24 protein-coding genes are annotated in these 26257 nt (G+C 67.8%); 17 read left to right on the plus strand and 7 right to left on the minus strand.

What is annotated here, in order from left to right:
• Positions 1-177 precede the first annotated feature (177 nt).
• The 3 genes from ACIA8C_RS33185 (at position 178) to ACIA8C_RS33195 (ending at position 3937) form a co-directional block, all read left to right on the plus strand.
• A complete protein-coding gene (locus ACIA8C_RS33185; RefSeq protein ID WP_397141559.1) occupies positions 178-1548 on the plus strand; it encodes a glutamine synthetase in 1371 nt (456 codons plus the stop codon).
• Entirely contained in the window at positions 1549-2613 is a 1065-nt protein-coding gene (locus tag ACIA8C_RS33190; protein ID WP_397141561.1) for an amidohydrolase family protein, read from the plus strand.
• A 100-nt stretch (positions 2614-2713) separates the two neighbouring features.
• Positions 2714-3937, plus strand: coding sequence for an RtcB family protein (locus tag ACIA8C_RS33195; protein WP_397141563.1), 1224 nt, complete (start codon positions 2714-2716; stop codon positions 3935-3937).
• A 39-nt stretch (positions 3938-3976) separates the two neighbouring features.
• Here ACIA8C_RS33195 and ACIA8C_RS33200 read toward each other — a convergent pair whose 3' ends face one another.
• On the minus strand, positions 3977-4459 hold the full coding sequence (locus ACIA8C_RS33200; protein WP_397141565.1) for a hypothetical protein: 483 nt from the start codon (positions 4457-4459) through the stop codon (positions 3977-3979).
• Between the two features lie 159 nt (positions 4460-4618).
• On the opposite strand from ACIA8C_RS33200, the gene ACIA8C_RS33205 reads away from it, so the two are divergent.
• A complete protein-coding gene (locus ACIA8C_RS33205) occupies positions 4619-5542 on the plus strand; it encodes an alpha/beta fold hydrolase (protein WP_397141567.1) in 924 nt (307 codons plus the stop codon).
• Between the two features lie 37 nt (positions 5543-5579).
• Here the strand turns inward: ACIA8C_RS33205 and ACIA8C_RS33210 are convergent, their stop codons facing one another.
• Entirely contained in the window at positions 5580-6698 is a 1119-nt protein-coding gene (locus ACIA8C_RS33210) for a GGDEF domain-containing protein (RefSeq protein ID WP_397141569.1), read from the minus strand.
• 318 nt (positions 6699-7016) lie between these two features.
• On the opposite strand from ACIA8C_RS33210, the gene ACIA8C_RS33215 reads away from it, so the two are divergent.
• Positions 7017-9140 carry a RecQ family ATP-dependent DNA helicase gene (locus tag ACIA8C_RS33215; protein ID WP_397141571.1) on the plus strand — a complete coding sequence of 708 codons (2124 nt, stop codon included), beginning with the start codon at positions 7017-7019 and terminating at the stop codon, positions 9138-9140.
• A gap of 324 nt (positions 9141-9464) precedes the next feature.
• Here the strand turns inward: ACIA8C_RS33215 and ACIA8C_RS33220 are convergent, their stop codons facing one another.
• Both ACIA8C_RS33220 and ACIA8C_RS33225 read right to left on the minus strand, forming a co-directional pair.
• Positions 9465-9773, minus strand: a complete 309-nt coding sequence (locus ACIA8C_RS33220; RefSeq protein ID WP_397141573.1) for a hypothetical protein — start codon at positions 9771-9773, stop codon at positions 9465-9467.
• Positions 9770-10009, minus strand: coding sequence for a DUF6364 family protein (locus tag ACIA8C_RS33225; RefSeq protein ID WP_379282483.1), 240 nt, complete (start codon positions 10007-10009; stop codon positions 9770-9772). Before ACIA8C_RS33225 ends, ACIA8C_RS33220 begins: the two co-directional genes overlap by 4 nt.
• 85 nt (positions 10010-10094) lie before the next feature.
• On the opposite strand from ACIA8C_RS33225, the gene ligD reads away from it, so the two are divergent.
• The 8 genes from ligD (at position 10095) to ACIA8C_RS33265 (ending at position 18161) form a co-directional block, all read left to right on the plus strand.
• The gene (ligD, locus tag ACIA8C_RS33230) at positions 10095-11069 is read left to right on the plus strand and encodes a non-homologous end-joining DNA ligase (RefSeq protein WP_397141575.1); all 975 of its coding nucleotides are present in this window, start codon (positions 10095-10097) and stop codon (positions 11067-11069) included.
• 110 nt (positions 11070-11179) lie between these two features.
• Positions 11180-12130, plus strand: coding sequence for a D-isomer specific 2-hydroxyacid dehydrogenase family protein (locus ACIA8C_RS33235; protein WP_397141577.1), 951 nt, complete (start codon positions 11180-11182; stop codon positions 12128-12130).
• A gap of 143 nt (positions 12131-12273) precedes the next feature.
• On the plus strand, positions 12274-12630 hold the full coding sequence (locus ACIA8C_RS33240; RefSeq protein WP_397141579.1) for a nuclear transport factor 2 family protein: 357 nt from the start codon (positions 12274-12276) through the stop codon (positions 12628-12630).
• A gap of 266 nt (positions 12631-12896) precedes the next feature.
• The gene (locus ACIA8C_RS33245; protein WP_397141581.1) at positions 12897-13883 is read left to right on the plus strand and encodes an alpha/beta hydrolase; all 987 of its coding nucleotides are present in this window, start codon (positions 12897-12899) and stop codon (positions 13881-13883) included.
• A 2-nt stretch (positions 13884-13885) separates the two neighbouring features.
• The gene (locus tag ACIA8C_RS33250) at positions 13886-14791 is read left to right on the plus strand and encodes an SDR family NAD(P)-dependent oxidoreductase (RefSeq protein WP_396989244.1); all 906 of its coding nucleotides are present in this window, start codon (positions 13886-13888) and stop codon (positions 14789-14791) included.
• Between the two features lie 7 nt (positions 14792-14798).
• Entirely contained in the window at positions 14799-15719 is a 921-nt protein-coding gene (locus ACIA8C_RS33255) for a ferritin-like domain-containing protein (protein WP_397141715.1), read from the plus strand.
• A 4-nt stretch (positions 15720-15723) separates the two neighbouring features.
• Positions 15724-17226, plus strand: coding sequence for a flavin-containing monooxygenase (locus ACIA8C_RS33260; protein WP_397141583.1), 1503 nt, complete (start codon positions 15724-15726; stop codon positions 17224-17226).
• A gap of 110 nt (positions 17227-17336) precedes the next feature.
• Positions 17337-18161 carry a MerR family transcriptional regulator gene (locus ACIA8C_RS33265; RefSeq protein WP_397141716.1) on the plus strand — a complete coding sequence of 275 codons (825 nt, stop codon included), beginning with the start codon at positions 17337-17339 and terminating at the stop codon, positions 18159-18161.
• A 19-nt stretch (positions 18162-18180) separates the two neighbouring features.
• Here the strand turns inward: ACIA8C_RS33265 and ACIA8C_RS33270 are convergent, their stop codons facing one another.
• Together ACIA8C_RS33270 and ACIA8C_RS33275 are read right to left on the minus strand one after the other, a co-directional pair.
• On the minus strand, positions 18181-18942 hold the full coding sequence (locus ACIA8C_RS33270) for an ABC transporter permease (RefSeq protein WP_397141585.1): 762 nt from the start codon (positions 18940-18942) through the stop codon (positions 18181-18183).
• Between the two features lie 31 nt (positions 18943-18973).
• Positions 18974-20254, minus strand: coding sequence for a glycosyltransferase (locus tag ACIA8C_RS33275; protein ID WP_397141587.1), 1281 nt, complete (start codon positions 20252-20254; stop codon positions 18974-18976).
• A gap of 107 nt (positions 20255-20361) precedes the next feature.
• On the opposite strand from ACIA8C_RS33275, the gene ACIA8C_RS33280 reads away from it, so the two are divergent.
• The 3 genes from ACIA8C_RS33280 (at position 20362) to ACIA8C_RS33290 (ending at position 24699) form a co-directional block, all read left to right on the plus strand.
• Positions 20362-22932 carry a cytochrome P450 gene (locus ACIA8C_RS33280; protein WP_397141589.1) on the plus strand — a complete coding sequence of 857 codons (2571 nt, stop codon included), beginning with the start codon at positions 20362-20364 and terminating at the stop codon, positions 22930-22932.
• 45 nt (positions 22933-22977) lie between these two features.
• Positions 22978-23508, plus strand: coding sequence for a pyridoxamine 5'-phosphate oxidase family protein (locus tag ACIA8C_RS33285; protein ID WP_397141591.1), 531 nt, complete (start codon positions 22978-22980; stop codon positions 23506-23508).
• A 96-nt stretch (positions 23509-23604) separates the two neighbouring features.
• Entirely contained in the window at positions 23605-24699 is a 1095-nt protein-coding gene (locus ACIA8C_RS33290) for a methyltransferase (RefSeq protein WP_397141593.1), read from the plus strand.
• Here ACIA8C_RS33290 and ACIA8C_RS33295 read toward each other — a convergent pair.
• On the minus strand, positions 24696-25337 hold the full coding sequence (locus tag ACIA8C_RS33295; protein ID WP_397141595.1) for a TetR/AcrR family transcriptional regulator: 642 nt from the start codon (positions 25335-25337) through the stop codon (positions 24696-24698). The two genes, ACIA8C_RS33290 and ACIA8C_RS33295, sit on opposite strands and share 4 nt — an antisense overlap.
• Before the next feature lie 21 nt (positions 25338-25358).
• On the opposite strand from ACIA8C_RS33295, the gene ACIA8C_RS33300 reads away from it, so the two are divergent.
• Positions 25359-26183: a class I SAM-dependent methyltransferase gene (locus tag ACIA8C_RS33300; RefSeq protein WP_397141597.1), complete on the plus strand. Its 825-nt coding sequence runs from the start codon at positions 25359-25361 to the stop codon at positions 26181-26183.
• The last annotated feature ends 74 nt before the right edge of the window (positions 26184-26257 follow it).

Raw genomic sequence — 26257 nt, forward strand, 5'->3', positions numbered from 1 at the left:
CCGCAACACCCGTACCGCGAGTCGCGCCTTCCTGACCATTGCGTAAATGCGATGGCGCGCACTGGGATCGGCTCGGCGGCCAGTGCCTTGTCGGTTCACCATCCCGCAGCAGCACGATGAACCGCCGCCGGTGAAAGTTCACGCCGAACAGCAACCCGCCGACTATCGTTGATGTTCATGCCCACCATGCCGGAGCGCATTCCGTCCGACGACGACAACGACGCGGTCATCGGCAGGTTGGATGCCGACATCGTGGCACTGACCTTTGTCGACAACGCCGGAATCACCAGGGTGAAGACGGTGCCGATGCGGCGGCTCGCGCAGGCGGCGCGGCACGGGGTCGGGGTGTCGCCCTGCTTCGAGACGTTCGCCTTCGATGATCTGATGACGGCCGGGAAATACCTCGGCGGGCCGGACGGTGATCTGCGGCTGGTCCCGGATCTGTCGGCGCTGACCGAGCTCGCCTGTCAGCCGGGCTGGGCGTGGGCGCCTACCAACAAATACACCCAAGAAGGGACGCCCTTCGCCGCCTGCCAGCGCGGGTTCGCGACCCGGCAGGCCGAGGCGGCGCAGCAGGCCGGACTCCGGCTGTCCATGGCGTTCGAGACCGAATGGGCGGTTGGGCAGGGCGACACACAAGACTTCACCCCCGCCGCCTACGGGCCCGCGTACGGCTTGGTGCGGCTCGGGCAGGTGGCCGACTACGCGCGGGAACTGGTCGCGATACTCGATCGGCAAGGCATCCGCGTCGACCAGTTCCACCCGGAATACTCACCGGGCCAACTGGAACTGTCCGTCCAACCGTCCGATCCGGTCGGCGCCGCCGACGACGCGGTACTGGTGCGGCACACGATCCGCCAGGCGAGCCTGCAGTACGGCTGGCGCGCGCTGTTCGCGCCCTGTCTCGAACCAGGTGGCACCGGTTCCGGTGCGCACCTGCACTTTTCGGCGCAGGACGAGCAGGGCCCGCTATTCGCCACCGGCGACGGCCCGTACGGCATGCGCCGGACCGGCGAGGCCTTCCTCGCCGGGATACTGCGCGAGCTGCCCGCGCTCGTCGCGGTGGGTGCCGGCAATCCGGCGAGCTTCCTGCGCCTGGTGCCGTCACGATGGGCGGGCGTCTGGCAATGCTGGGGCAGGGAAACCCGGGAGGCGGCACTGCGTTTCATCACCGGCGTGCGCGGCACCGAGGAGTGGGCGGCCAACGCCGAGGTCAAATGCTTTGACGCGACCGGAAATCCGTATCTGATCGTGGGCTCGGTGATCGCCGCCGGATTGGCCGGCGTGGCCGAGCAGCTGCGGCTGCCCGCCGAAATCAGCGGCGACCCGGTCGCATTCGACGCCGAACAGCTGCTGATGTCCGGCGTGCGCAGGCTGCCGACGACCCCTGCCGAGGCCGCTGATCGACTGTCGGACTCCGCGGTACTGGCCGAGGCCATGGGTCCCGAACTGCATGACGCGCTGATCACCGTGCGCCGCGCCGAAGCCGAGCGCTATCAGCACACGAGCCCCGAAGAACTTGTGGCGCTGACTCGTTGGCGGTTCTGAGTGCTGACCGACGGTCTGACGCTCACCGACCACCACTGTCACGGCGTCGTCCCGCACGATCTGGACCGGGCCGGGTTCGAGCGGCTCCTCGGCGAAGGACCCACCGGTACCTTCGATTCCGCGATCGGGCTTGCGGTCCGCCGCTGGTGCGCACCGGCCCTCGACCTGCCGCCGCACGTCGGCCCGGACGCCTACCTGACCCACCGAGCCGAGCTCGGCTGGCGCGAGGCCGCCGTCCGGCTGCTGGCCGCCACCGGTACGACCAGCTGGTTCCTCGACACCGGATTCGGCGGCGGCACAGCGGAATTCGGTCCGCTCACCGACGGCGAAGTGCGCGAGGTGGTGCGGATCGAACAGGTCGCCGAACAGGTCATCGCCGAGGTAGGCGCGGGCAAGTCGGTGTTCGATCAGATCGAGGCCCGGCTGCGCGAACGCGCCCGAAATGCCGTCGGACTCAAGACCATCGTCGCCTACCGCTGCGGCCTGGATTTCCCGCTGCGCGATCGACCACCGAAATCCGTGTTCCCCGAACACCGCCTCACCGACCCGGATCTGCTCGGCTGGCTGGTCGGGCTCGGCGCGCGCATCGGCGCCGAATGCGGCCTGCCCCTGCAATTCCACACCGGCTTCGGCGATACCGACCTGCGGCTACATCGCGCGGATCCCTTGCTGCTCACCGACTTTCTCCGTAAAACCGCGAACACCGGCCTGACCGTGATGCTGCTGCACTGCTGGCCGTTCCACCGCAATGCCGCCTACCTGGCGCACGCCTTCGCGCATGCACGGATGGATATCGGACTCACCGTCCCGTACGTCGGACACCGCGCCGAGGCGGTCCTCGCCGAGACGCTCGAACTCGCCCCGTTCCGTTCGCTGTGTTATTCGTCCGATGGTTACGGCCTGCCGGAACTGCATTTCCTCGGCGCATTCTGGTGGCGGCGCGGCCTCGGCAGGCTGCTCGACGAATGGATCGCCGAGGACCTGATCACCACCGCCGACGCCGAACGCCTGGCCACCGGCGTCGCCCACATCAACGCCGAGGACGCGTACCCGGGCAGCAAGTAACACCACGGGAAAATACTCGAGCTGCCCGCGTATTTATTCGAGTGCGCTTATTCGCGTCGATCTTTACCGTTGATCGGGAAAACCAACGAAAGGATCGACAATGTTTCCCGTCGAGCTGCGCGGCACCCGCGCGCAGACGCTTATGTGGGCCGAAGAGCACGCGGTCGAGCAGTCCGCGCTGCAGCAGCTGCGGAATATCGCCGCGCTGAAATGGGTCCACGGCGTCCGCGTGATGCCGGACGTGCACCTCGGCAAGGGGGCAACGGTCGGCTCGGTGATCGCGATGCGGGACGCGGTTTGCCCGGCCGCGGTCGGCGTGGACATCGGCTGCGGCATGGAGAGCGTCAAGACCGACCTCACCGCCGCGGATCTCCCGGACGACCTGCGTTCGCTGCGGTCCAGGATCGAGGCCGCGGTCCCGGTCGGTTTCAGCGCGCACGACAGCGCGGTCAATGTGACCAAGCTCGGCGGCGAAGTGTCCGCATTGGGCGCCAGCACCGCGACGCTGCGGGCGGGCTGGGACACCTTCTGGGGCTCGTTTGCCTCGCTCGACGATGGCGTGCGCAACCGAGAGGCCAAGGCGCACAAGCAGATGGGCACACTCGGTGGCGGCAACCACTTCATCGAGGTCTGCCTCGACCAGGACGACGCGGTGTGGATCCTGCTGCATTCGGGCAGCCGCAATATCGGCAAGGAGCTCGCCGAGCGGCACATGGCCGTGGCACGGACGCTGTCGCACAACGTCGATCTGCCGGATCGTGATCTAGCCGTATTCCTCTCCTGCACACCGGAAATGGATGCCTACCGGCGCGACCTCACCTGGGCACAGGAATATGCCGCACGCAACCGCGCGGTAATGCTTGCCCTGGTCTGCCGTGCGGTGCGCGACGAATTCGCCGAGCGCCCGGTGCGTTTCGATCAGCCGATCAGCTGCCACCACAACTATGTGGCCGAGGAGCTCATCGACGGCATCCCGATGCTGGTGACCCGCAAGGGGGCGGTCCGGGCGGGCGCGGGTGATCTCGCGCTGATCCCGGGTTCGATGGGCACCCGTTCATATGTGGTGCGCGGCAAGGGAAATCCGGCCTCGTTCCAGTCTGCCTCGCACGGCGCCGGGCGGCGAATGAGTCGTAACGCGGCGAAGAAGCAGTTCACCGTCGCCGATCTGGTCGCGCAGACCGAGGGCGTCGAGTCGCGCAAGGACGCGGGCGTTGTCGACGAGATTCCGGCCGCCTACAAGGACATCGACGAGGTCATCGCCGCACAGCGCGACCTGGTCGACGTCGTCGCGACGCTGCGCCAGGTGCTCTGCGTCAAGGGCTGACTTCGGGCCGCGCCCGCCACCGATGGGCGCGGCCTCGATTCACTTGCGCCGCAAGGTGGCCGCGAACGCCGCGCCTAGCAAGAACATGCCGCTGAGCAGCGCGAAGCCGTTCAGTATCCAATTGTGCAGTGCGAGATGGAAATCGTCGGACAGCTCCGGCAGGTTCTCGATCTGCCGGTAGGTGTCGTCCGGGAAGACAATGTGCAGGATCCCGGGGATCACGCCCCACACCAGGCCGGCGATCGCCGTGCCAACCGGGGAGAACGCGGCCAGCGCCGCCACCAGGAACAGCAACACCGCGCCGCCGATGATCTGAAAGTTCGAACCCCAGCGGTCCGCCGAACTGCCCAAAATAACCCACTGCCTGGTGTCGAGCGCGCCGTGCGCGGATAGGCCGATCCCGATCGGGGTGATCACCAGCGAGATCAGCGTGCCGGTGAGCGTGCGGCCGAAGCCGCTGCGACTCTGGAACTGGGAGCCCGGCGGCGACCAGCCCGCCGGCGGCTGGTATTGGCTCGACATGGTTGTCCTCCTGCGCGGACCCCACTGTCGGGGATCCTCTCGGCCCCTATTGTCCGCCGTTCATGGTCATTTCGCGTCGAATGCCGCGCCGGGGCGGTTGCGGTCGCGCTTCCGACGAGATCGGAGAGACGTGCACGTCAGGTCTGGTTACCATCGGGTATGCGCCAGCAACAACGAGGTTCGGGCTCGACAACGCACACCGCGACGGCCACCGAGCCCCCGGCCATTCCAGGTGTTCGCCGCTACTTCGCGACCGCACGCGGCGTCGACTTCCATGTGACCGAGGCCGGGCCCTCGGACGGTCGGCCGGTACTCGCGCTGCACGGGTGGCCGCAGCATCACTATGCCTATCGCCATCTGCTGGCCGATCCGCCTGCGGGACTGCGCATCATCGTGCCGGACCTGCCGGGTTATGGCTGGTCCGGTCCGGCGCCACACCGGTGGGCCAAAGACGATGTCGCCTCCGACGTACTGGCGTTGCTCGATGAACTCGGGCTCGACCGCGTGCTGCTGATCGGCCACGATTGGGGCGGCTACATCGGACACCTCATGGTGTTGCGCGAGCCCGAGCGGTTCGACGGATACCTGGTGCTGAATATCGCTCATCCGTGGCAGACGCCGCGCGGTTTTCTACCGCATCTGTGGCGGTTCCTGGTCTACCAACCGGTCGTCGCCACGTTCGGGCAGTACCTGCAGCGCACCCGGCTGCTCGAGGTGATGCTCGCCAAGGGCGTCAAGAATCGCGCGGAGTTCGGTCCGGAAGTGGTTCGCGCGTATGCCGATCGGTTCCGCGACCCGGGCGTCGCACGCGCCGGTGTCGATACATACCGCACCTTCTTGCTTCGTGAACTTCCGCGCGGTGCCCGTCATGGGGAAACCCGCCGCGCCACCATCCCGATCCGAGCCCTGTTCGGTGTCGACGACAGTGCCGTGCACCACTCGCTTGCCGCCGCCGAGACCGCGAAAGCCGATGACTACACGCTGGAGCGGGTGGCGAACTGCGGTCACTTCATCGCCGAGGAACGCCCCGACCTGATCCGGGCCCGGCTGATCATCCTCGCGGCGGAGACCGCACCGGCTTGAACGCACTGACGGATGTTGTTGTGGCGGAGCGTAATCCTCACGCCGACCGCGTCACGTCATGGTTGTCGATACCCTGCAGCACCGTGATGTGCTCCACCACAACGGTATTGCCGCCCCGCTGCTTCGCCTGATACATCGCGCTGTCGGCGCACCTGATCAGATCCTGCACCAGCTGGCGGCTCTGCCGGTAGCCGTCGGCACCCGTGTCGGCGACGGCGATACCGATGCTGGCGGTGACCGAAATCGATCCGATGGGTTCGGCGACGGCGCCGCGTAGTCGCTCGGCGGCATCGACAGCGGTGGGGACGGGCAAGCGCGCGACGATCGCGAACTCCTCGCCGCCGAGCCGGGAGACGATGCTGTGCTCGGGGGCCACGCGCTGCAACCGATCCGCCGTGTGAACCAGCACTTTGTCGCCCGCGGCATGCCCGAACGCGTCGTTGACCCCTTTGAACCGATCCAAATCGACCATCATCACGCAGACCGGCACCGGCCCCGAGCCACCGACCGTCATCGCGGAGTGGTACTCGAATCCGCGTCTGCTCAACAGCGTTGTCAACGGATCGGAGAGCATGTCACTGCGCAGCACCCAGTAGCAGAATTGCAGGCCGGGCGGCACCACCGTGGCAGCGACCATGCCGAGGATCATGATCACCGCCGACGCGGCATCGCCGACACCGAACAGCGGAATCGACAGCACCACCGCCGACGCCAACGACCACGCCGTGTGCCCGGCAAGCACCTGCGGACTGTGGAAGGCGCTGACATAGATGCCGACGATCAGCAGCAGCATCATCCCGACCGACCGGACGACATTGCCCGGACTCAGCACACAGACCAGCGTGATGCACACGTCACCGATCGCGACCAAGGTCAGCGATTCCACTCTGCTCGGCCACGGCAGCAACCACCAGCGCACTACCCACAGCACCGCCGCCACCACGATGCACCACAGCACCGCCCGGCCGAGCACGTGCTGCGGACCCGCCGACGACGTCACCGTGAGCACGCTGATCAGCGGCGTCGCCAGTCCGCACAGTCCGATGGCGTACTTCACCACGCCGAGTGCCGAGCGGTCGGCGAGGGCGTTCACCACCCAGCGGTAGTCGACGCCGTCCTGCCACCAATCCCGCAGTAATCGCAGGTAGCCGTTCATGACCGCGCCCCGGTCACCCACGGCTCCGGGCCGAGCGAGTGCTCGGCTGTGTCTATCGTTCGCTCGCTACGCTCGGTCATTCGACTCGTCCTCGGCGTCGACCAGGAACCCTCGTAATCGTTTCGAACCGCGCTCACTTGTGGTGAACGCCGCCGCGGAAGCCGGTGATCACGGTGTCATCGCGGCGATTCACGCAGTGTAGGACACATCGCGGCGGTTACCGAGAGTCCGACCGGTATCGATTTCGACAAGCACGGCCGGGGCGGGTTGGCGCGACGCGCGCGGTTGCTGTCGGTACCGTCGGGCACGATGGAGCGCATGACCACGGCGACCGATGTCCCGGCGATCGACCTCACCGCACCCGACCTTCGCGAGCGCGCGGAACACCTGCTGCGCGAGCTGGCCGGGCCCGATGCTCGGCTACGAGAGGATCAGTGGACGGCAATAGAGGCGCTGGTGGTGCAGCGGCGCCGCGCGCTGGTGGTGCAGCGCACCGGCTGGGGTAAGTCGGCGGTCTACTTCATCGCCGCCAAGCTGCTGCGCGGGGCCGGGCGCGGGCCAACGGTGATCGTGTCGCCGCTGCTCGCGCTGATGCGCAACCAGGTCGCCGCCGCGCAACGGGCGGGTGTGGTTGCCGCCACGATCAATTCGGGCAATGTCACCGGATGGGACGAAATCCACAGCCAGGTCGCGTCCGGCGAGGTCGACGTGCTGCTGGTCAGCCCCGAGCGGCTGAACAATCCGGACTTCCGCGATCAGGTGCTGCCCAAGCTCGCCGCCGACGCCGGACTCGTGGTGATCGACGAGGCGCACTGCGTCTCCGACTGGGGTCACGACTTCCGGCCCGACTACCGGCGGATCCGCACGCTCATCGCCGACCTCGGCTCGGACGTGCCGGTGCTTGCCACCACCGCGACCGCGAACGACCGGGTGGTCACCGACGTCGCCACCCAGATCGGCACCGACACCCTGGTGTTGCGCGGCACGCTGGACCGCGAGTCGCTGCACCTGTCGGTGGTGCGCTTCGACGACGCGGTGGAACGCACCGCGTGGCTCAGCGGACACCTGCGCACGCTCACCGGCTCGGGGATCGTCTACACGCTCACCGTCGCGGCCGCGCACGACCTGGCCGACGTGCTGAACTCGCATGGACACACCGTCGCCGCCTACACCGGCCAGACCGATCCCGCCGAACGCGAGGCGCTGGAGTCGGCGCTGTTGAACAACGAGGTGAAGGCGCTCATCGCCACCTCGGCGCTCGGCATGGGTTTCGACAAGCCCGATCTCGGCTTCGTCGTGCACGTCGGCGCGCCCTCCTCGCCGATCGCCTACTACCAGCAGGTCGGTCGTGCGGGCCGTGGCACCGAGCGCGCCGAGGTGGTGCTGCTGCCCGGACCGGAGGACGCGCGGATCTGGAGTTACTTTGCCTCCGTCGCGTTTCCGCGCGAACACATCGTGCGCTCGGTGCTCGACGCGCTCGACACCGACCGGGCCTTGTCCACGGTCGCGCTGGAACCGCTGGTCGAGCTGAACCGCTCCCGCTTGGAGATGGTGCTCAAGGTGCTCGACGTGGACGGTGCGGTGCGCCGGGTGCGCGGCGGCTGGATCTCCACCGGCCAGCCGTGGACCTACGACACCGAACGCTATGCGCGGCTGTCCGAGGCCCGCGAGGTCGAGCAGCAGGCGATGGTCGACTATCAGTCGACGAGCGCCTGCCGGATGGTGTTCCTGCGCAGCCAGCTGGACGACCCGGGATTGCCTGCGGGGCAAGTGGATTCGCCCGGCTGCGGCCGCTGCGACAACTGCACCGGCACCCGGCCCGACGTCTCGGTGGACGCCGAGGCGGTCGCCGCCACCCGGGCCCGTCTCGACCGTCCCGGACTGGATCTGAGCCCACGCAAGCAGTGGCCCACCGGGATGGCGAAGCTCGGTATCCCGTTGTCCGGCAAGATCACCAACGGTGCCGAGACCGGTCGCGTGCTCGGCAGGCTCACCGATCTCGGCTGGGGTCAGCGCCTGCGCACCCTGCTCGACGGCCCCGATGATCCGATCCCCGAGAAGGTCTTCGAAGCCTGCGTCGCCGTGCTGCGCGACTGGAAATGGACCACCCGGCCCACCTCGGTAATGGCCCTGGAATCCGCGCGCTACCCCGTGCTGACCGCCACCCTCGCCGCGGGTCTCGCCGAGATCGGCCGCCTCAACGACCTGGGCACGCTACCGAAACGCCCGGACCGCCCCCCGGTGTCCGCCGCCAACTCGGCACACCGCGTCGCAGGCCTGTTCGACTCCTGGGACGTCCCCGACCTGACCAACATCGAGGGCCCAATCCTGCTGGTAGACACCCTCTCCGACACCGGCTGGACCCTAACCCTCGCCGCCCACGCCCTCCGCACCGCAGGCGCCGACGCCGTACTCCCCTTCGCCCTCGCGTCGGTAACCTGAGCCCGTTGAACCGAGACTTCTTCGCACACCTGCTTGTGGTTCGGGTGCCGGGCGGAGGTGCGGGTCAGCGGCGGGGGTCGGGGAGGGTGATGGTTGGTGGGTCGGGTTCGATTCGTCGGGTTGCGCTCAGGTGGTTGTCTGGGGGTAGGGGGCGGCGGGGTTCGCGGACGCCTGCGGTGCCGCCGCCGCCTTCGCGTCCAGGTCGACCGCCGCCGGGGGTCACCTTGCCGCCCAACAATCTTCGGATGGCTCGCAATAGTTTTCTCATGAGGTCCAGTGTGCTCGCCGGACGGGCGGTCACAATGGTGTTCGCGAGGAGCGAAGTTACAGGCTGAGGGTGGCGCGCAACCTGGCGTCGAGTGATTCGGATTCGCTGGTCGTCAGTTCGCCGAGTTGCTCGGCGAGCCAGGGACGGTAGGCGCGATGTAGTTCGAGGGTGTCGGCCCAGCCGTGTTCGGTGAATGTGGCAAGCACGTGGCCGGGGTCGGCGTCGCGCAGCGGAACGACGTGCAGCCAGCGGTACGGCGAGGTGATCACCGCGGAGTCGGAAACCAGAACCACCGACATGCGTCTCGGCAGCGGGGTGCCGTCGCGCAATGCCGGGGAATAACGCCAGACCTCACCGCGTCTCATGCGGCGCCGCGGGCGTCGGTCTCGGCCGCCTCGGTGACGTTCAAGTCGTCGTAGGCCGCGCTCTGCTCGGCGGCATCGTCGACGGCCAGCTTGGCCAGGCTGTCGTGTACGAGCGCGGTGCGCAGCGAGGCGTTGATCACCGAGGACAGGCTGCGATTCTGCTGGTCGGCCGCCTGTTTCGCCCACTCGGCCACCTGCGGATCCAGCGTCACGGTCACGCGCGTCGCCTTACTCATACCGTCATGCATACCAGAGTGCCGCATATTGTGAAGCGCGTTTTCACACGGCGGGCGGGGTGCCGGGTCGGCTATCGTCGGACGCGTGGCCAGCAAGGCTGCGGCGTCGGCCATCGAACTGGATGTCGGCGACCGCACGATCCGCATTTCCAACCCGGACCGGGTGTATTTCCCGGAGACCGGCGCGACGAAGCTCGACCTGGTGCAGTACTACCTGAGCGTCGGCGACGGCATCGTCCGCGCGCTGCGCGATCGGCCGTGCATGCTGCATCGCTTCCCGAAGGGTCTGGCCGGGGCCAAGGTGCACCAGAAGCGGCTGCCCGCGGGCGCGCCGGACTGGATCAACACGGTGCGCGTCTTCTTCCCCCGCTACAGCAGGCACGCCGACGAACTGTGCGTACACGAGCTGGCGGACGTGATCTGGGCCGTGCAGATGTCGACCGTCGAGTTCCATCCGTGGAACTCGCGCGCGGCCGACACCGAGAGCCCCGACGAGTGGCGCATCGATCTGGATCCGATGCCGGACTGCCCGTGGTCGCGCGTGCAGCGAGTGGCCGGTGTCGCGCACGAGGTGCTCGATGAGCTCGGCGCGGTCGGCTGGCCGAAGACGTCCGGCGGCAAGGGTTTACACATCTACGTCCGCATCGCACCGAACTGGGGTTTCAAGGAGGTACGCCGCGCCGCGCTCGCCTTCGCCCGCGAGGTCGAGCGCCGCGCACCCGACGACGTGACCACCACCTGGTGGCGCAAGGACCGCGACCCCGAGATGCTGTTCGTCGACTACAACCAGAATGCCCGCGACCACACCATCGCCGCCGCCTACTCGGTCCGCGGCGTGCCGACCGCCACCGTCTCCGCCCCGATCCGCTGGGACGAGATCCCCGACGTCGACCCCCGCGACTTCACCATCAAAACCGTCCCCGCCCGCTTCGCCGAGCTAGGCGATTTACACGCGGGCATCGACGACGCGGTCTTCGACATAGATCAACTACTGGAATGGGCCGACCGCGACAAAGTAGACGCCGACCTCGACCAGGAAACCGACCTCGACGAGGACTGATCCACCCCACCCGGCAGGCGGGGTGCGGACCGGGGGCAGTGATAACGTCGCTGCGGCGCTGTCACCAGCGCATTGCGCACCCGCTGTACTGCTCCGAAGGAGGTCTATCCATGAGCCGACCGGCAGTAGCGATAGCGATCGCGCCCGCTGATCCGCCTCCTGCGTTGCTGGCGAAGGCGGTCGCGGATGCCGGGGCGAGGGTGGCCGGACTGGGCGAGGCGCGTGGGTTGATCTGGGTGGGGACCCCGGGGCAGTTCCCGGATGAGTTGCCGGCGACGATCGAATGGGTGCAGCTGCCCGCGGCTGGGGTAGAGGAGTGGTTCGACGCGGGCATTATCGCCGCCCATCCGAGGGTGCAATTCACTTCGGCCGCAGGCGCTTTCGCGGCCAGCGTGGCCGAGCACGCGCTGATGCTGTTGCTGGCGGGAGTGCGCTATCTGCCCGAACAGCTGCGGGCGGCCAGCTGGCGGCAGCAGGATTTCATCCCGCACATCGGTTCGTTGCGCGGTAAGACGGTCACCATCGTCGGTGCCGGCGGCATCGGGCGGGCGCTGATTCCGATGCTCGCACCGCTCGGTGCGCACGTGATCGCGGTCAACCGGTCCGGCCGACCGGTCACCGGGCCTGGCATCCCCGACACGGTCGAGACGATCTCGACCGATCACCTTTCCCGGGTGTGGCCGCGCACCGACCACGTGGTCGTCGCCGCGCCGGCCACCCCCGCGACCGACCGTCTCATCGGCGCGGACGTGCTCGCCCGGCTCAAGCCACACTCGTGGGTCATCAATATCGCTCGCGGCAGCCTGATCGACACCGACGCCCTGGTCACCGCGCTCGCCTCCGGCGCGATCGCGGGCGCGGGGCTCGATGTCACCGATCCGGAGCCGTTGCCGGACGGCCATCCGCTCTGGGTGCTCCCGAATGCCATTGTGACGCCGCATGATTCGAACCCACCACAGCTACGGCTCGCCGCCTTCGCCGACCACGCGTGCGCGAACGTCGGACGGTTCGTCACCGGCAAAGACCTACTGGCCCCCATCGATCCGGACCGAGGCTACTGACTCCCAGACCGCCGGCGTACGTATCCGACGGCGAAAAGTACTTATAGATGACTGATTCGGGGCACCCCCCTGCGGCCATAACGTAGTTCCTGTCAGCAAGAACGACAGCGAAACCGCAGATCACAGCCCCGAAGGAGCCCATCATGAACAACATCGTCGCCCAGTACCTGGAAGCCTGGAACACCACCGACGCCACCGACCGCAAGGCCGCCGTCGCCCGGGTCTTCACCGAGACCGCCGGCTACACCGACCCGCTGATGGCGGTCGCCGGGCACGACGCCATCGACGCCGGAATCGCCGCGGCGCAAGCACAATTCCCCGGCTGGACGTTCCGCTTGGCCGGGCCGGTGGACGCCCACCACGATCAGGTCCGGTTCACCTGGGAGCTCGGCCCCGCCGATGCCCCGGCCGTGGTCGTCGGCTTCGACGTGGCCATCGTCGAGGACGGCCGGTTCGCCAACGTGTACGGCTTCCTCGACAAGGTCCCCGCCGCAGCCTGACCGAACCCGCTCCGCCACAAGCTTATTCACCGAAGGAACCCCTGCCATGACCACCACAGGCGGTGACCGTCGGTGGTTTCGCCGCCATGCAGTACCTGGGCCTGCGCAAAGCGCGGTAAACCACCGATAACTGAATAACCTCGACGACCGCGGCACCAGCACCCCAGCTGATGCCGCGGTCGTCGTCGCAGGTCAACCCGCATCGCGATGAGCCTGCAACAAATGTGCCATTGACAACTGGCACATTCATCGCTGATGCTGAACGCATGACAAGGTCAACGAAGACCTCGATACCTGGGGTACCGACCACCGCCTCCGCACGGTCCACGCTGGCCGCGGCGGCCACCCAGATCGGGTTACGTCCGCTGAACAACGCGGTGCCGATGAACGCCCCTGGCGTCTGGTTCGCCCGCAAGCTGGTGGCCACCTTCATGGCCGTGGGCGGTCCGGTCCCCCGCGGCACCGCCGTCACCCCGGTTCGGTCCGGGCCGGTGCGTGGCGAATGGGTCCGTGCCGCCGGGGTCTCCTTCGGCAGGCAAGCCATCTACTACATCCACGGCAGCGCCTACGTCATCTGCTCGGCGCGCACCCATCGCGGTTTGGCCGCGCAGTTGTCGCGCAAGACCGGACTCCCGGTCTTCGTCACCGACTACCGCCTCGCGCCGGAACACCGCTTCCCGGCGGCAGCCGACGATATCGAGGCGGGCTACCGCTGGTTGCTCGAACGCGGCTATGCCGCCGACGATCTGGTGATCGCCGGCGACTCGGCGGGCGGGCACCTCGCGCTCGACCTGCTCATCCAGAACGACCGCCACCGCATCCCGCAGCCCGCGGCCGTAGCGATGTTCTCGCCGTTGTTCGACCTCACCCTGCGGCTGGCCGCCGAACAGGAACGGCGCCACCGTGATCCGCTCATCTCGGCCGAGGCCGCGAGCCGGATGCCGCGCGAGTACACGCAGGGCCTGCCCGATGACCTGCCCCGGCTGCGGCTGACGGTGCCGGCAGGAATGCCCTTGCCGCCCATGCTCGTCCAGGTCGGCGGCACCGAAATGCTCAGGGCCGACGCGCGAGCGCTGTGCGAGATGGTCCGCGCCGCGGGCGGCAGCTGCGAACTGGAGGTGTGGCCGGGTCAGGTGCACGTCTTCCAGGCGTTGCCGACGCTGGTGCCAGAAGCCGATCAGGCCCTGACCCGCGCGGCCGAGTTCCTGCGCGCCGCACTGGCCGACCGCACTGTCTCCGAGAAGGTGAGCTGACGATGTTCGGACTGGAAAAGCTGCTGCCCCTTGGCAACCGGCCCCGGCGCACGTATGGCGCGCGAGCGGTGGTGACCGGCGCGGGCAGCGGTATCGGCCGGGCCTTCGCGCTGGAGATCGCCGAGCGCGGCGGCCAGGTGATCTGCGCCGACATCGATGAGACCCGCGCCGATCAGACCGTCGCGCTGATCGAGCGCAAGCATCCCGGCACCGCGCACGCCTTCCGCTGCGATGTGGCGCACCGCGAGGACGTGGAAAACCTTGCGCGCTTTGCCGAATCGCTGTTCGAACGCCCGGTCAGCCTGGTCATCAACAACGCTGGCGTCGGCATCGGCGGAAAGCGCGTCGGCCAGGTCGGATTCGAGGACTGGGAGTGGGCGCTCGGCATCAACCTGTGGGGTGTGGTGCACGGGTGCGAGGTGTTCACGCCGCAGCTGCGCGCCGCGCGCCGGGGCGGGATCATCAATGTCGCCTCCGCCGCCGGGTTCGCCGCAGCGCCCTCGATGGCCGTCTACAACGTGTCCAAGGCGGGCGTGATGTCGCTGTCGGAGACGATGGCGGCCGAGCTCAGCGGCACCGGAGTCGCGGTGACCGTGCTGTGCCCCACCTTCGTGAAGACCAATGTGGCCAAGGACGGCCGGATCACCCAGCAGTCCGCGAGCCTGGCCGACACCCTTATGCGCTGGACCGGCTTTTCCCCGGAATACGTCGCCCGCAACACCCTCGACGCACACGACCGCGGCCAGCTGTATGTGCTGCCGCAGCTGGACGCCCACGTCGTCTGGCGGCTCAAGCGCTACTTCCCCGCCCAGTACACCTATGTCCTCGGCCTCCTGGATCGAGTGCTGCCCCAGGACAACTCCCCCGCCACCGACCGCACCTCGGTCACCGACAAGACAGGAGTCTGACATGGCCATCACGATGGACTTCGACGACATGCTCACCAAGATCAAAGACCGGCAGTGGGCACTTGCCGATATCGATTGGGACGCACCGGGTGCCGAGACGATCTCGCCCGAGCTGCACGCCAAGCTCAAGCCGTTCATGGCCGATCTGATGTGGATCGAGAACGTCGGCGCGCGCGGCTTCGCCGCCATGGCGAAGAAGGCGCCCACCGAGACGCTGCGCGAGATCTACCGCTACTTCCACGCCGAGGAGCAGCGGCACGCCAATGCCGAACTGGCGCTGATGCGCCGCTGGGGCATGCTCGACGGCGACGAGATCCCGCAGCCGAACATCAACGTCAAGCTGGTGATCGACTTCCTGGACAAGTACGCCGACGGCATGTCGTTGTCGTTCCTCGGCACCGTCATTCCGATGCTCGAGGTCGCGCTGGACGGCGCGCTGGTCAAGTTCATCATGGACGAGATCCACGACCCGGTCTGCCAGGAGGTCTTCAAGAAGATCAACAACGACGAATCCCGGCATCTGGCCGTCGATTTCGCGGTGATGGATGTGCTCGGTCACGCACGGGCGCGCAAGCTCGCCACCGATCTCGTCGGCGGCTGGCTGAAGCCTTCGCTGATCATCGGCGTGCTGAGTTACGTGCCGCTGCTGAACAAGATGCGCGACAACATCGTCGAGATGGGCGTCGACGAGGAGAAGCTGTACTCGGCGCTCAAGCGCTACGCCAATGTCGGTGAGCGCAGCGAATTCGCGCGCAGGCTGCCGATGTATCAGCTGGTGAAGTTGCAGGGCGGCTGGGTGATCGACCGCGGCCACCCGTACCACCTGGTCGCCGACGCGCTGGTGAAGATCACCGCCAGGGTGCCGAAGGCGCTGCTGCGCAAGGACCCGACCTGGGTCAAGGAAGTCACCTACGAGCCGGCGGCATAGGCATATGAGCAACAAGACATTAGACGTCGCCATCATCGGCGGCGGGTTCGCCGGGATCGGCGCCGCGATTCGCCTGAAACAGAAGGGAATCGACGGTTTCGCCATCTTCGAGCGCGGCGACACGATCGGCGGCACCTGGCGCGACAACACCTATCCCGGTGCGGCGTGCGACATTCCGTCGCGGTTGTACTCCTACAGCTTCGCGCCGAACCCGGACTGGTCGCACACCTACTCGGGCAGCAACGAGATCCTGGGCTACATCGAGTCGATGGCGGCCGAGTTCGGGCTCGGGCCGCATTTCCGGTTCGGCAGCAACGTTTCCGGCATCGTGTTCGACGAAGCGGCCGGGCAATGGGAGATCACGATCGACGGCCAGGGCACGGTGCGCGCCCGCGCCGTGGTGCTCGCGTCCGGACCGTTGGCGAACGCCAGCTTTCCGAACATCCGAGGCATAGCGGAGTACGCCGGGCACAAGATCCACAGTGCCCGTTGGGATCACGATTACGACTTCACCGGCAAGAAGGTCGCGGTCGTCGGCACCGGGGCCAGCGCGGTGCAGATCATTCCCGAGCTGGTCGATAAAGCGGCCTCGGTCAAGGTTTTTCAGCGCACGCCGGGCTGGGTGCTGCCCAGGGTCAACCGGCGCACCAACTCGGTGACCAAGGAGATCTACCGCCGGGTGCCCGCCGCCGAACAGCTTGCCAGGCAGGCCTGGTTCTACGGACACGAGTCGGTCGCGCTGGGCGTCGTCTGGAACACGCCGCTGACCAGGGTCGTAGAGCTGGTCGGCAAGGCCCAATTGCGCAGGCAGGTCAAGGATCCCTGGTTGCGTCGCCAGCTCACCCCGGACTTCCGGGCGGGCTGCAAGCGGCTGTTGATGACCGACGACTACTACCCGGCCTTGCAACGGGACAACTGCAAGCTGATCACCTGGCCCATCGCCACGCTCTCCGAGCGCGGCATCCGCACCGCGGAAGGTGTTGAGCACCAAGCCGATTGCATCGTCTTCGCGACCGGCTTCGACGTGTCCAAGACCGGAACGCCGATCCCGGTAACCGGCCGGGACGGCCGGGTGCTCGCCGAGGAATGGTCGGGCGGCGCGTACGCCTACAAGAGTGTCGCCGTGTCGGGATTCCCGAACATGTTCCTCACGTTCGGACCGAATTCGGGGCCGGGCCACAACTCGGCGCTGGTGTACATGGAGGCCCAGATCGACTACCTGGTCAGTGCCATCGGCACCATCCTGGAGCAGGATCTGCGCGTCCTCGACGTCAGGAAGGACCGGCAGGACCGCTACAACGCGGGCATGCAACGCAGGCTCACCAGCACCACCTGGAACTCGGGCTGCAAGAGCTGGTACCTCACCGAGGACGGCTTCAACGCGACCATGTATCCGGGGTTCGCTACGCAGTATGTCAATCAGCTGCGGACCGTCGACCTCGCCGACTACACGGTGGTCGCGGCGGACCGGAACGTACGGACGCCCCGGATCGCGGCGGTTTCCTAGATGACGGTTGCCGACGGCCTTGGCGATAGACTCAGTCGATCACGCGGCGTGAGCGACGGGCCCGGAGGCGGTAGCTCGAGGGCCGTGCACGCCGCAATTGAGCATTGACCGTGCTGTTCGGCCGTCGGCAATCCGGCGCCGCGGTGGGCGAGGAGGTGGAATCGGTGGAGTACCGCATCGATGATCTCGCGCGCGCCGCGGGCACCACCACCCGCAATGTGCGCGCCTACCAGGAACGTGGCCTGCTGCCCCCGCCCGTCGGCAAGGACGGCCGGGCCAGCATCTACGACAATTCGCACCTGGAGCGACTGCGGCTGATCGACGCCCTGCTGCAGCGTGGTTTCACCACCGCGCATATCGGCGACTTCATCACCAGCTGGGAAACCGGCAAGGACCTCACCGAGGTGCTCGGCCTGCAGCACGCGGTGACCGCGTCCTGGTCCAAGGACGAAACGTTCGAGGTCCCGCGCGAGCTGATCGGCACCATCCTCGGCGCCGAGGCCGACGAACTCGTCGACCGCCTGCGCGAGATGAAACTGGTCCGGCTCGAGGGTGACACCGTGGTGTTCACCGAAACCCAGCTGCTCACCTCGTTCGCCGAATTGCACGAGTACGGCCTGGAACTGCGCACTCTCATCGAGATATACGCCAAGGTCGCGGACCGCATCGACGACATCACCCACATCATGATCACCGCCGCCAAGCAGCACATCATCGATGAACACGGTGCCGGCTGGCTCCCCGACACCAGCAGCGAAATCGCCGACACCACAACAATGTTGAGCAAGATGCGCGAGCTGGCTGTCGCCTCGGTGCACTCCACCCTCGCCCGCTCGCTGGACGTCACCCTGCGCCACGAACTCGGCGACTACCTCGCCACCGCGGCCGAACGCGAACGCGCCCGAACGGATTCGCGTCCCGACACCTCCACTTAGGCGGCTCTGCACACGAGCCTCAGTTGCGTGATCGCCGGGCGAAGAGCATTGCGGCGCAGAGATATCCGACGATGGCGAGGCCGATCGACCAGAGCACGGCCAATAGCGCGCCGCTCTCGGTGCCATAGAGCAGCGCGCGCAGCGTATCGATCACCGGGGTCGCGGGCTGGTGTTCGGCGAAGCGGCGTAGCCAGGACGGCATGGAAGCGGTGGGCACGAACGCGCTGCTGATGTAGGGGATGAACATGATCGCGTAAGTGAATCCACCTGCGGCCTCCGGGTTTTGCGCCAGTAGGCCCAGTGCGACCGCTATCCAGGTGATCGCGTGGACGAAGAGAACGATTATCGCGAGTGCGCCAAGCCACGCGAAAAGGTTTGCGGTGGGGCGGAATCCCAGCAGCACGCCGACCACGAGCACGATGGCGACGGCGATCATGTTGCGGAGGACACCTTCGCCCACATGACCGGCCAGCAGGGCTTGCCGGTAGATCGGCAGGGTGCGGAAGCGATCGACCGCGCCGGTGCGTAAGTCGGTCGCTACCGAGGTGGCGGTGATCGACGCGCCGAAGCCGGTGCACAGCAGGATGATTCCGGGGATCACGTAGTCGATGTACGGGCCGTCCACCTGAATCGCGCCACCGAACACGTAGACGAACAGCAGCATGATCAGCACCGGCAGCAGTAGCGAGATCAGCAGCGTGTCGCGGCTGCGCAGGGTGTGCCGCACCGCGCGCCGGAACATGACGGCGGAATCGGTGTACACCGTTGCCAGCGGACTCATGCCGCGGTTCCACCGCTGAGCACGCGCCTGCTCACCCGGCGGCTGCCTCGATGATATCGGCCGTTCGAGGAGTCGCGTCCGCATGCGATTGCAGCTCTCCCGCAAGAGCTTTCGCGCGCTGCGCGGTGCCGTGCTCGAGCAGGGTGCGCACCCCCGCCGCCAGCCCGTCGCGGTCGAGCTTGCGGAAACCGAGATGCGCGCCGACGCCGAGGCGTTCGACCTGAGCACCCCACATCGGCTGATCGAACGACACCGAGCAGACCAGCGTCGGCAGACCGGCGCGCAGGCTTTCGAAGGTGGTGCCGATACCGCCGTGGTGGACGGCGGCGGCGCAGACCGGGAAGACGATGTCGTGCGCGACCGGGCCGACGACCTTGACTCGCGCACCGGTTTCCGCGTCGGCGGCGGCCAGATCACTCCAGCCGGCACTGACCAACCCGCGGATGCCCAGGCTTTCGCACACCTGCTCGACGATGGCGAGCACGGCATGGGTGTCGCGGATGGGCATGCTGCCGAAGCCGAAATAGACCGGCGGCTCGCCCTCCGCGATCCAGGCGATCACCTCGCCGTGGTCTGCGGCCAGCTCGCCGAGGGCTTCGCGCGCGGTTCGTTCCAGCGGCAGGAAGCCGACGAGCGGCCTGCGCTCGCCCCACTCCTCGGCCAGGCCGGGCACCAGGGCCGGGTCATATATCTGCACCTCGGGCACTCCTTCGCGGGCGAGCACGGCGGCGGGACTCGCGGTCGAGCGCGGCAGGCCGAGTTGCTTGCGGAGCTGGTTGAGGTACTTCATGAAGACGACGCGGCGCAGGTTCTCGGCGAGCAGCCAGGTGGCCTGATTGACCACGCCCGGCGGCCGCCACTGCGACGGCAGCGCGCCGGGAAACGGATACGCGGCATTCTTCCGGCACGGAAAACCATGCAACGACACCAACGGCACCCGCATCGCCTCGGCGACCGACGCGGCCCGATCCTCGGTGAGCATCGTCGACACGATGATGTCCGCGTTCGCGCAGACGTCGATCACCTCGCGGTTCATCTGCTCGGCGTAGTCGGCCATCTGCTTGCCGACCAATTGCATCAGCCGGAAGCTGCTGCCCGCGGCCAGCGCCTGCTGGCCTTCGTCGGAGGAGTAGAGCTGTTGCACGTCAGGACCGCAACTGACGGCGGACAGGCCGGTGCGGGTGGCGAAGTCGACCAGGTTCGGCGGCGCGCCGAGCAGCACGTCGTGCCCGCGTCTGCGCAGCTCGAGGCCGAGTGCCACCGCGGGTTGGACGTCGCCGCGGGTGCCCGTCAACGGAATCGCCACTCTCATGCCAGCTCCTGTACTCGGCGGGCCGCCCCGCGCTCGTCGCGCCGCGCGTCGGCGACTCGTCTTTCTTCCCAGCGTGCGCGCGGCGCACATGTCCGTACCGTGGTCCCATGCACGTCGCGCTGTTCACGGACTTTCATCCCGCGACCCTCGGCGGGATCCAGACCTCGGTCCATGCCCAGCGTCGCGGGCTCGAGCTGCGTGGTCATCGCGTCACCGTGTTCACCGCGCCCACGCCGGAATCTACCGAATCCGAGCGGGACATTGTGGTCCTTTCCGCACTCGGCGGGGTGCTGGTGAACGGTTTCGCCATGGTGTTGCCGACCCCGGCGAACAACCGCCTGATCGATGCGACCTTCGCCGAGCGCGGCCCGTTCGACATCGTGCACACCCAAACCACCTACGGGGTCGCCATCGCCGGACTCCGCGCGGCGCGCCGTCACGGCATTCCCGTCGTGCACACCGTGCACAGTCGCGACGATGTGTTCATCGCCAACACCTCCCCTGTCCCGTATCTGTCGGCGCTCACCATGCGTGCCATGCACGGCCGCTTCGTCTCCCATCGGGGACAGCTGCCGCGCAACAACGAATCCCGCGCGGCGCGGCACGCCTGGCGCACGATGGTCGCTCAGGCGCAGGCCGCCGATCGGGTGATCGTGCCGACCGAGCACTTCGCCGGGCGCATCCTCGCGCACGGGCTGGACCGGCCGCTTCAGGTGATCTCCAACGGCATCGACGACGAACTGCTCGATCGCGCGCAGGCGACCGAGCGCGGCGCGACGCACAGCGGCCCGCTGCGAATCCTCTGGTGCGCCAGGCTGTCCGGCGAGAAGCGGCTGCTCGAAGCCATCGAGGCGGTGCGGCAGGTAGCGAACTGCACGTTCGACATCTACGGCACCGGCGACCTGCGCGAGCGAGCACAGACGGCGATCGAAACAGGCGGACTGAGCGATCGTGTCCGGCTGCACGGTGCGGTCAGTCAAGCGGACTGCCTTGCCGCGATGGCGACGCACGATGTATTGCTCTTTCCCTCTTCAGGTTTCGACACCCAGGGTATGGCCCTGCTGGAGGCGGTGGCGATGCGGCTGCCGGTCGTCTACTGCGATCCGGACTTGGCCGAGACGGTGCCCGAGGGCGGCGGCGTCTGCACCCGCGACCCATCGGTGCCGGCGATCGCCGATTCGTTGCGCGAACTCGCCGCGCACCCAGCACAATTGGCGCCGATGCGCGAGATCCTCACCGACCGGGCCGATGCCGCGCGGCAGTCACGCCTCACCGATTCGATCCTGTCGATCTACACCGACCTCATCGGAGGTACGAGACCCGCTATGCCGCAGTCTGTTCCGAACGTACCGACCGCCCCGGGACGGCTCCCCATGCTCGGCCACAGCGTGGTGGCGCTGCGCGACGGCCTGAAGTTCGTCACGTCGCTGGCCGAGGTGGGGCCTATCGTCCGGATCTATCTCGGGCCGCGCCCCGCCTACGTGCTCACCACCCCGGACCTCATTCGCGAGGTGAGCTTCGGCGAGGCAGGCGAATTCCATCGCGAGGAACTACGCGAGGCCATCCAGGAGGTCATTCGCGGCGCGTCCAACGTGCTCAGCGGCAAGCCGCACGAGCTGCGCCGCCGGATGATCGCGCCCGCGCTACGGCAGCGCCGGTTGAACGAATACGCCGTGGTGGCCGCCGATCTCGCGAACACGTGGTCGAAATCGCTACGGCCGGACCGACAGTTGAACCTGGTGGACGAGGCGCACCGGCTCGTCCTCGACACCATTTCCTCGACGCTGTTCACCGCCGAGTTCGGCGCGGACGCGAAACGGGAAGTCCAGCAGAACATTCCATGGCTGCTGGGCCAGGTGATCCAGCGCGCCGCGTTGCCGCCGCCGGTGCGCCGCCTGCGGGTGCTTGCCAACCGCCGGTTCACCACCAAATCCCGTCGGCTGCGTGCCGAGATCGGCGCCGTTGTCGCCGAATACCGGCGCGCCGACCGCGATTTCCACGATGTGCTCTCCGCCCTGGTGCGGCACAGCGATCCGGAGACCGGCACCCGGCTGTCGGACGAGGAGATCATCGACGAACTTCTGCTGATGCTGGCCGCCGGGGTCGGCTCGACCGCGTCCATCCTCGGCTGGGTATGGCACGAGATCATGCGCAATCCGGACATCGCTACCGAATTGCGCCGCGAGCTGGACGATTTCGTCGGCGATGCCCCGGTCACCCCCGACCATGTCGCGCAGCTGCCCTATCTACGCCTGGCCGTGCTGGAGACCCTGCGGTTCTGGGGGCCGTGGGTGAGCACGCACACCGCGGACGGCCCGGTCACGCTGGGCGGCACCACGCTCCCCGACGGCGCCATGGTCGTGTTCAGCCCGTACATGATTCACCACAACGCGCACTACTACCCGGACCCGGAAACCTTCGACCCCGATCGCTGGTTTCCCGGCCGCGCCGAGGAGATCGACAAGAAGGCGATCCTGCCGTTCGGCGTCGGCATCCGGCACTGCCCGGGCAATAACTTCGCGCTGCTCACCATCACGCTCGCCACCGCAGCCCTGTTCGCCCGCTGGCAGCCGGTCGCCGACCCCGGCTACCGGGTGAAACCGTCGAACCGTGATTTCGTCGCCGCGCCGTCCCGGCTGCCGGTGGTCCTGCAGGCCCGGCATCAGGTGCGCGAATGACGGCGCCGCCGATGATTTCCGCGCCGCCGGGTCGTCAGCACAGACATGGACACCAAGAATCTCGCTGACCTCTATTCGTTGCCGGAGTTGGATTGGACGAACGTCCGGAAGACCCTCGACGCGAACATCCCCCAAGCCCCAGGCACCGGCGGCCCGAACCGCCACACCTACTGGCTGACCACGATCAACCCGGACGGCAGCCCGCACATGACCGCGCTCGGCGCGCTGTGGCTCGACGGCGCGTTCTGGTTCACCACCGGCGCGCGATCACGCAAGGGCCGCAACCTCGCCCGCGACCCGCGCTGCGCGATCAGCATTGCCGTGCACGACTTCGACCTCACCGTCAACGGCACCGCGGCGCAGGTCACCGACCCGAAGGCGGTCGCCGAGATCGCCGCGCGCTACGCCGCGGACGGCTGGCCCGCCAAGGTCGACGACACCGGCCAGGCTCTCACCGCCGAGTACAGCGCCCCGTCCGCGGGCCCGCCGCCCTGGCACGTCTACCGCATCACCGCGAGCACCGCGATGGCCCTCGGCACGGTCGAGCCCGGCGGCGCGACGCGCTGGCGTTTCTGAGGATCCACCGACCGGTTCGGCATGCGGCGCATCGCAGGCCCGTACCCTGCTGAGTGGCGCACAGTGCCGACCGTCGAGTGGAAGGGGAGTCGCCCGGTGGCAGCCGACTACCCGAGAATGCCCCCGCCACGGCTGGTTCGCGCGGTCGAGTTGGTACGCAACGGCCTATCTGTCGCTTATCGCAAGATGGTTCCTGGGCAGCTCGCGGTGATGGAGCTGCTTGCCGCCGGGTGGTTGACACAGGCGATTCATGCCGCCGCCGAGCTCGGGGTGGCCGACGCGCTGGCCGCAGGGCCGCGTAGCGGAGCCGAATTGGCACAGGCGGTGGGCGCCGACGAGGACGCCTTGCATCGGTTGCTGCGGCTGCTCATCGGACACGGCATCTTCAGGCGGCGCCGGGACGGCCAGTACGCGCTGACTCCGATGGCGCGGGCGCTGCGGCGTGACGCCGATGTATCACTGCGCGATGCGGCGCTGTTCTTCGGCTCGCCGATCCATCGGGACAACTGGTCGCACCTGGTCGACGCGGTACGCACAGGTAAGCCGGTCGGCGAAGCGCTGCACGGGATGTCGTTCTTCGAGCACGCGCAAACGGACCGGACGCTCGGCACGCTGTTCGACAACGCGATGACCAGTATCGGCAGCCTCGGCCTTGCCCCACTGCTCGCGGCCTACGACTTCGGGCGATTCGAGACGCTTGTCGATGTCGGGGGCGGCGAGGGCACGATGCTTGCCGAAGTTCTCTGCCGCGCAACACAATCCAGGGGAATTCTGTTCGAACTGCCGGCGGTGGCCGAGACCGCGACCCATCGGCTGGCCGAGCTCGGCTTGGCCGACCGGTGCACGGTCGAGCGGGGATCGTTCTTCGACGCGGTCCCGCAGGGCGGCGACGCGTACATCCTCAAACACATCCTGCACGACTGGCCGGCGGACGACGCTGGCCGGATCCTGGATACGGTTCGCGCGGCGATGAAACCTGATGCCCGCCTGCTGATTATCGAACTGGTCGTCCCGGAGAACGCCCGGCCGCACCCCGGCAAGTTCATCGATCTGGAAATGCTGGTCAATACCGGCGGCCGGGAGCGCACCGTCGATGAGTACCGAAAGTTCCTGGCGCGCTATGGGTTCAGGCTGCGTCGGGTGGTCCCGACCGTCTCACCGGACAACATTCTGGAGGCCGAGCCCGCTTAAGGTGTCAACGCCGCCGCGACGACCGCGCTGACGACCCGGCTGACCGCCGCCGACTCCGGCGGCGTGCCTTTACGGTCGGCGAACAGCAGATGCCCGGCACCGATCAGCGTGGGCGCCAACACAGTTACGTCGGCCACCGCGACGACGCGACCCTGCTGTTGCTCTGCGCCGAGGTACGCCGCGATCATCTGGGTAGCCTCGGCCAGCAGCGGAACGCCGGTCGGCCTGGTCCGACGCAGCCTGGCCCGCAACTCGTCCCGGAAGGTGACGAGACTGACGATCGAGACGGCGACCGTCCCGAACACCTCCGTCAGCGCGCCGCTGAGATTGCCGACGACGGTGCCGGTGCCCGCGGCCGCGCACAGGGCGGCGGCCTGGTGGTCGATCCGCGCGATGCGGTCGAGCACGAGTTCGGCGAGGAAATCATCGAAGTCGGCGAAGTGCCGGTGCAGCACGCCCTTTGCGCAGCCTGCCTCGGTGGTGACCGCGCGGCTGGTCAGCGCGCTCGGCCCGTCCTGCAGCAGAATGCGTTCCGCGGCGTCGAACAACTGCTCGCGCACGTCGCGCATGGCCACTCCCGTTGGCACCGTGTACTTCTCCTCGCGTCGTCGAGCCCGAATCGGTTGTCGAGTGGGCATGTGCCCACTTATAGTGGGCGCATGCCCACTCTACCGCCGGAGCCCTCGTCGGCTCCGCACCAAGAATCTCATCAAGCCCGCGCCATGGCGGAGTCGTTCGGCGTGGACGCCGCGCGCTACGACCGCTCCCGGCCCCGCTATCCCGAGGCGATGGTGCAGGCGACCATCGCAGCAAGTCCTGGGCGCGAAGTCCTCGACGTCGGCACCGGTACCGGCATCGTCGCCCGGCAGTTCCAAGCGGCGGGCTGCAATGTCCTCGGCGTCGACCCCGATGAACGGATGGCCGAATTCGCGCGACGCCACGGCACCGAAGTCGAGGTGTCCACCTTGGAAAAATGGGATCCCGCAGGCCGCACCTTCGACCTCGTCGTTGCCGGGCAGGTGTGGCACTGGGTGGATCCGGTCGCCGGCGCGGCCAAGGCGGCCGAGGTGTTGCGGCCCGGCGGCCGGTTGGCCTTGTTCTGGAACGCCGGGCAGCCACCGACCGAACTCGTGGCGGCCTTCGCGGAGGTCTACCGGCGACTGCTCCCCGACTCCCCCATCACCCGAGGGCTCGCGGCCGACGCGGTGCGGATCTACCTGGCAGGGTGCGACAAGGCCGCCGACGGCCTCCGCGCGGCGGGCGGCTTCGGTGAGCCCGAGCAGCGGCAATTCCAGTGGGAGCAGCGATACACCCGCGACCAGTGGCTGGAATTCTCAGCCACCACGGGCGTCGCCACCCAACTCCCGCAGGCCGCACTGGACGACGTGCTCGGCGGTTTAGGCAACGCCATCGACGAAGTGGGCGGCAGCTTCACCGCGCAGTACACGGCGGTCATGGTCACGGCGGCACGACTCGCCACCTGACCTGCTCGACGGGCCGCCGACCCGGTCCACGATTTCCGGATATCCTTGGCGTGACACACTTTCGGAAGGTGCGG

This window comes from Nocardia sp. NPDC051321 (assembly GCF_044455225.1).
GTDB lineage: Bacteria > Actinomycetota > Actinomycetes > Mycobacteriales > Mycobacteriaceae > Nocardia.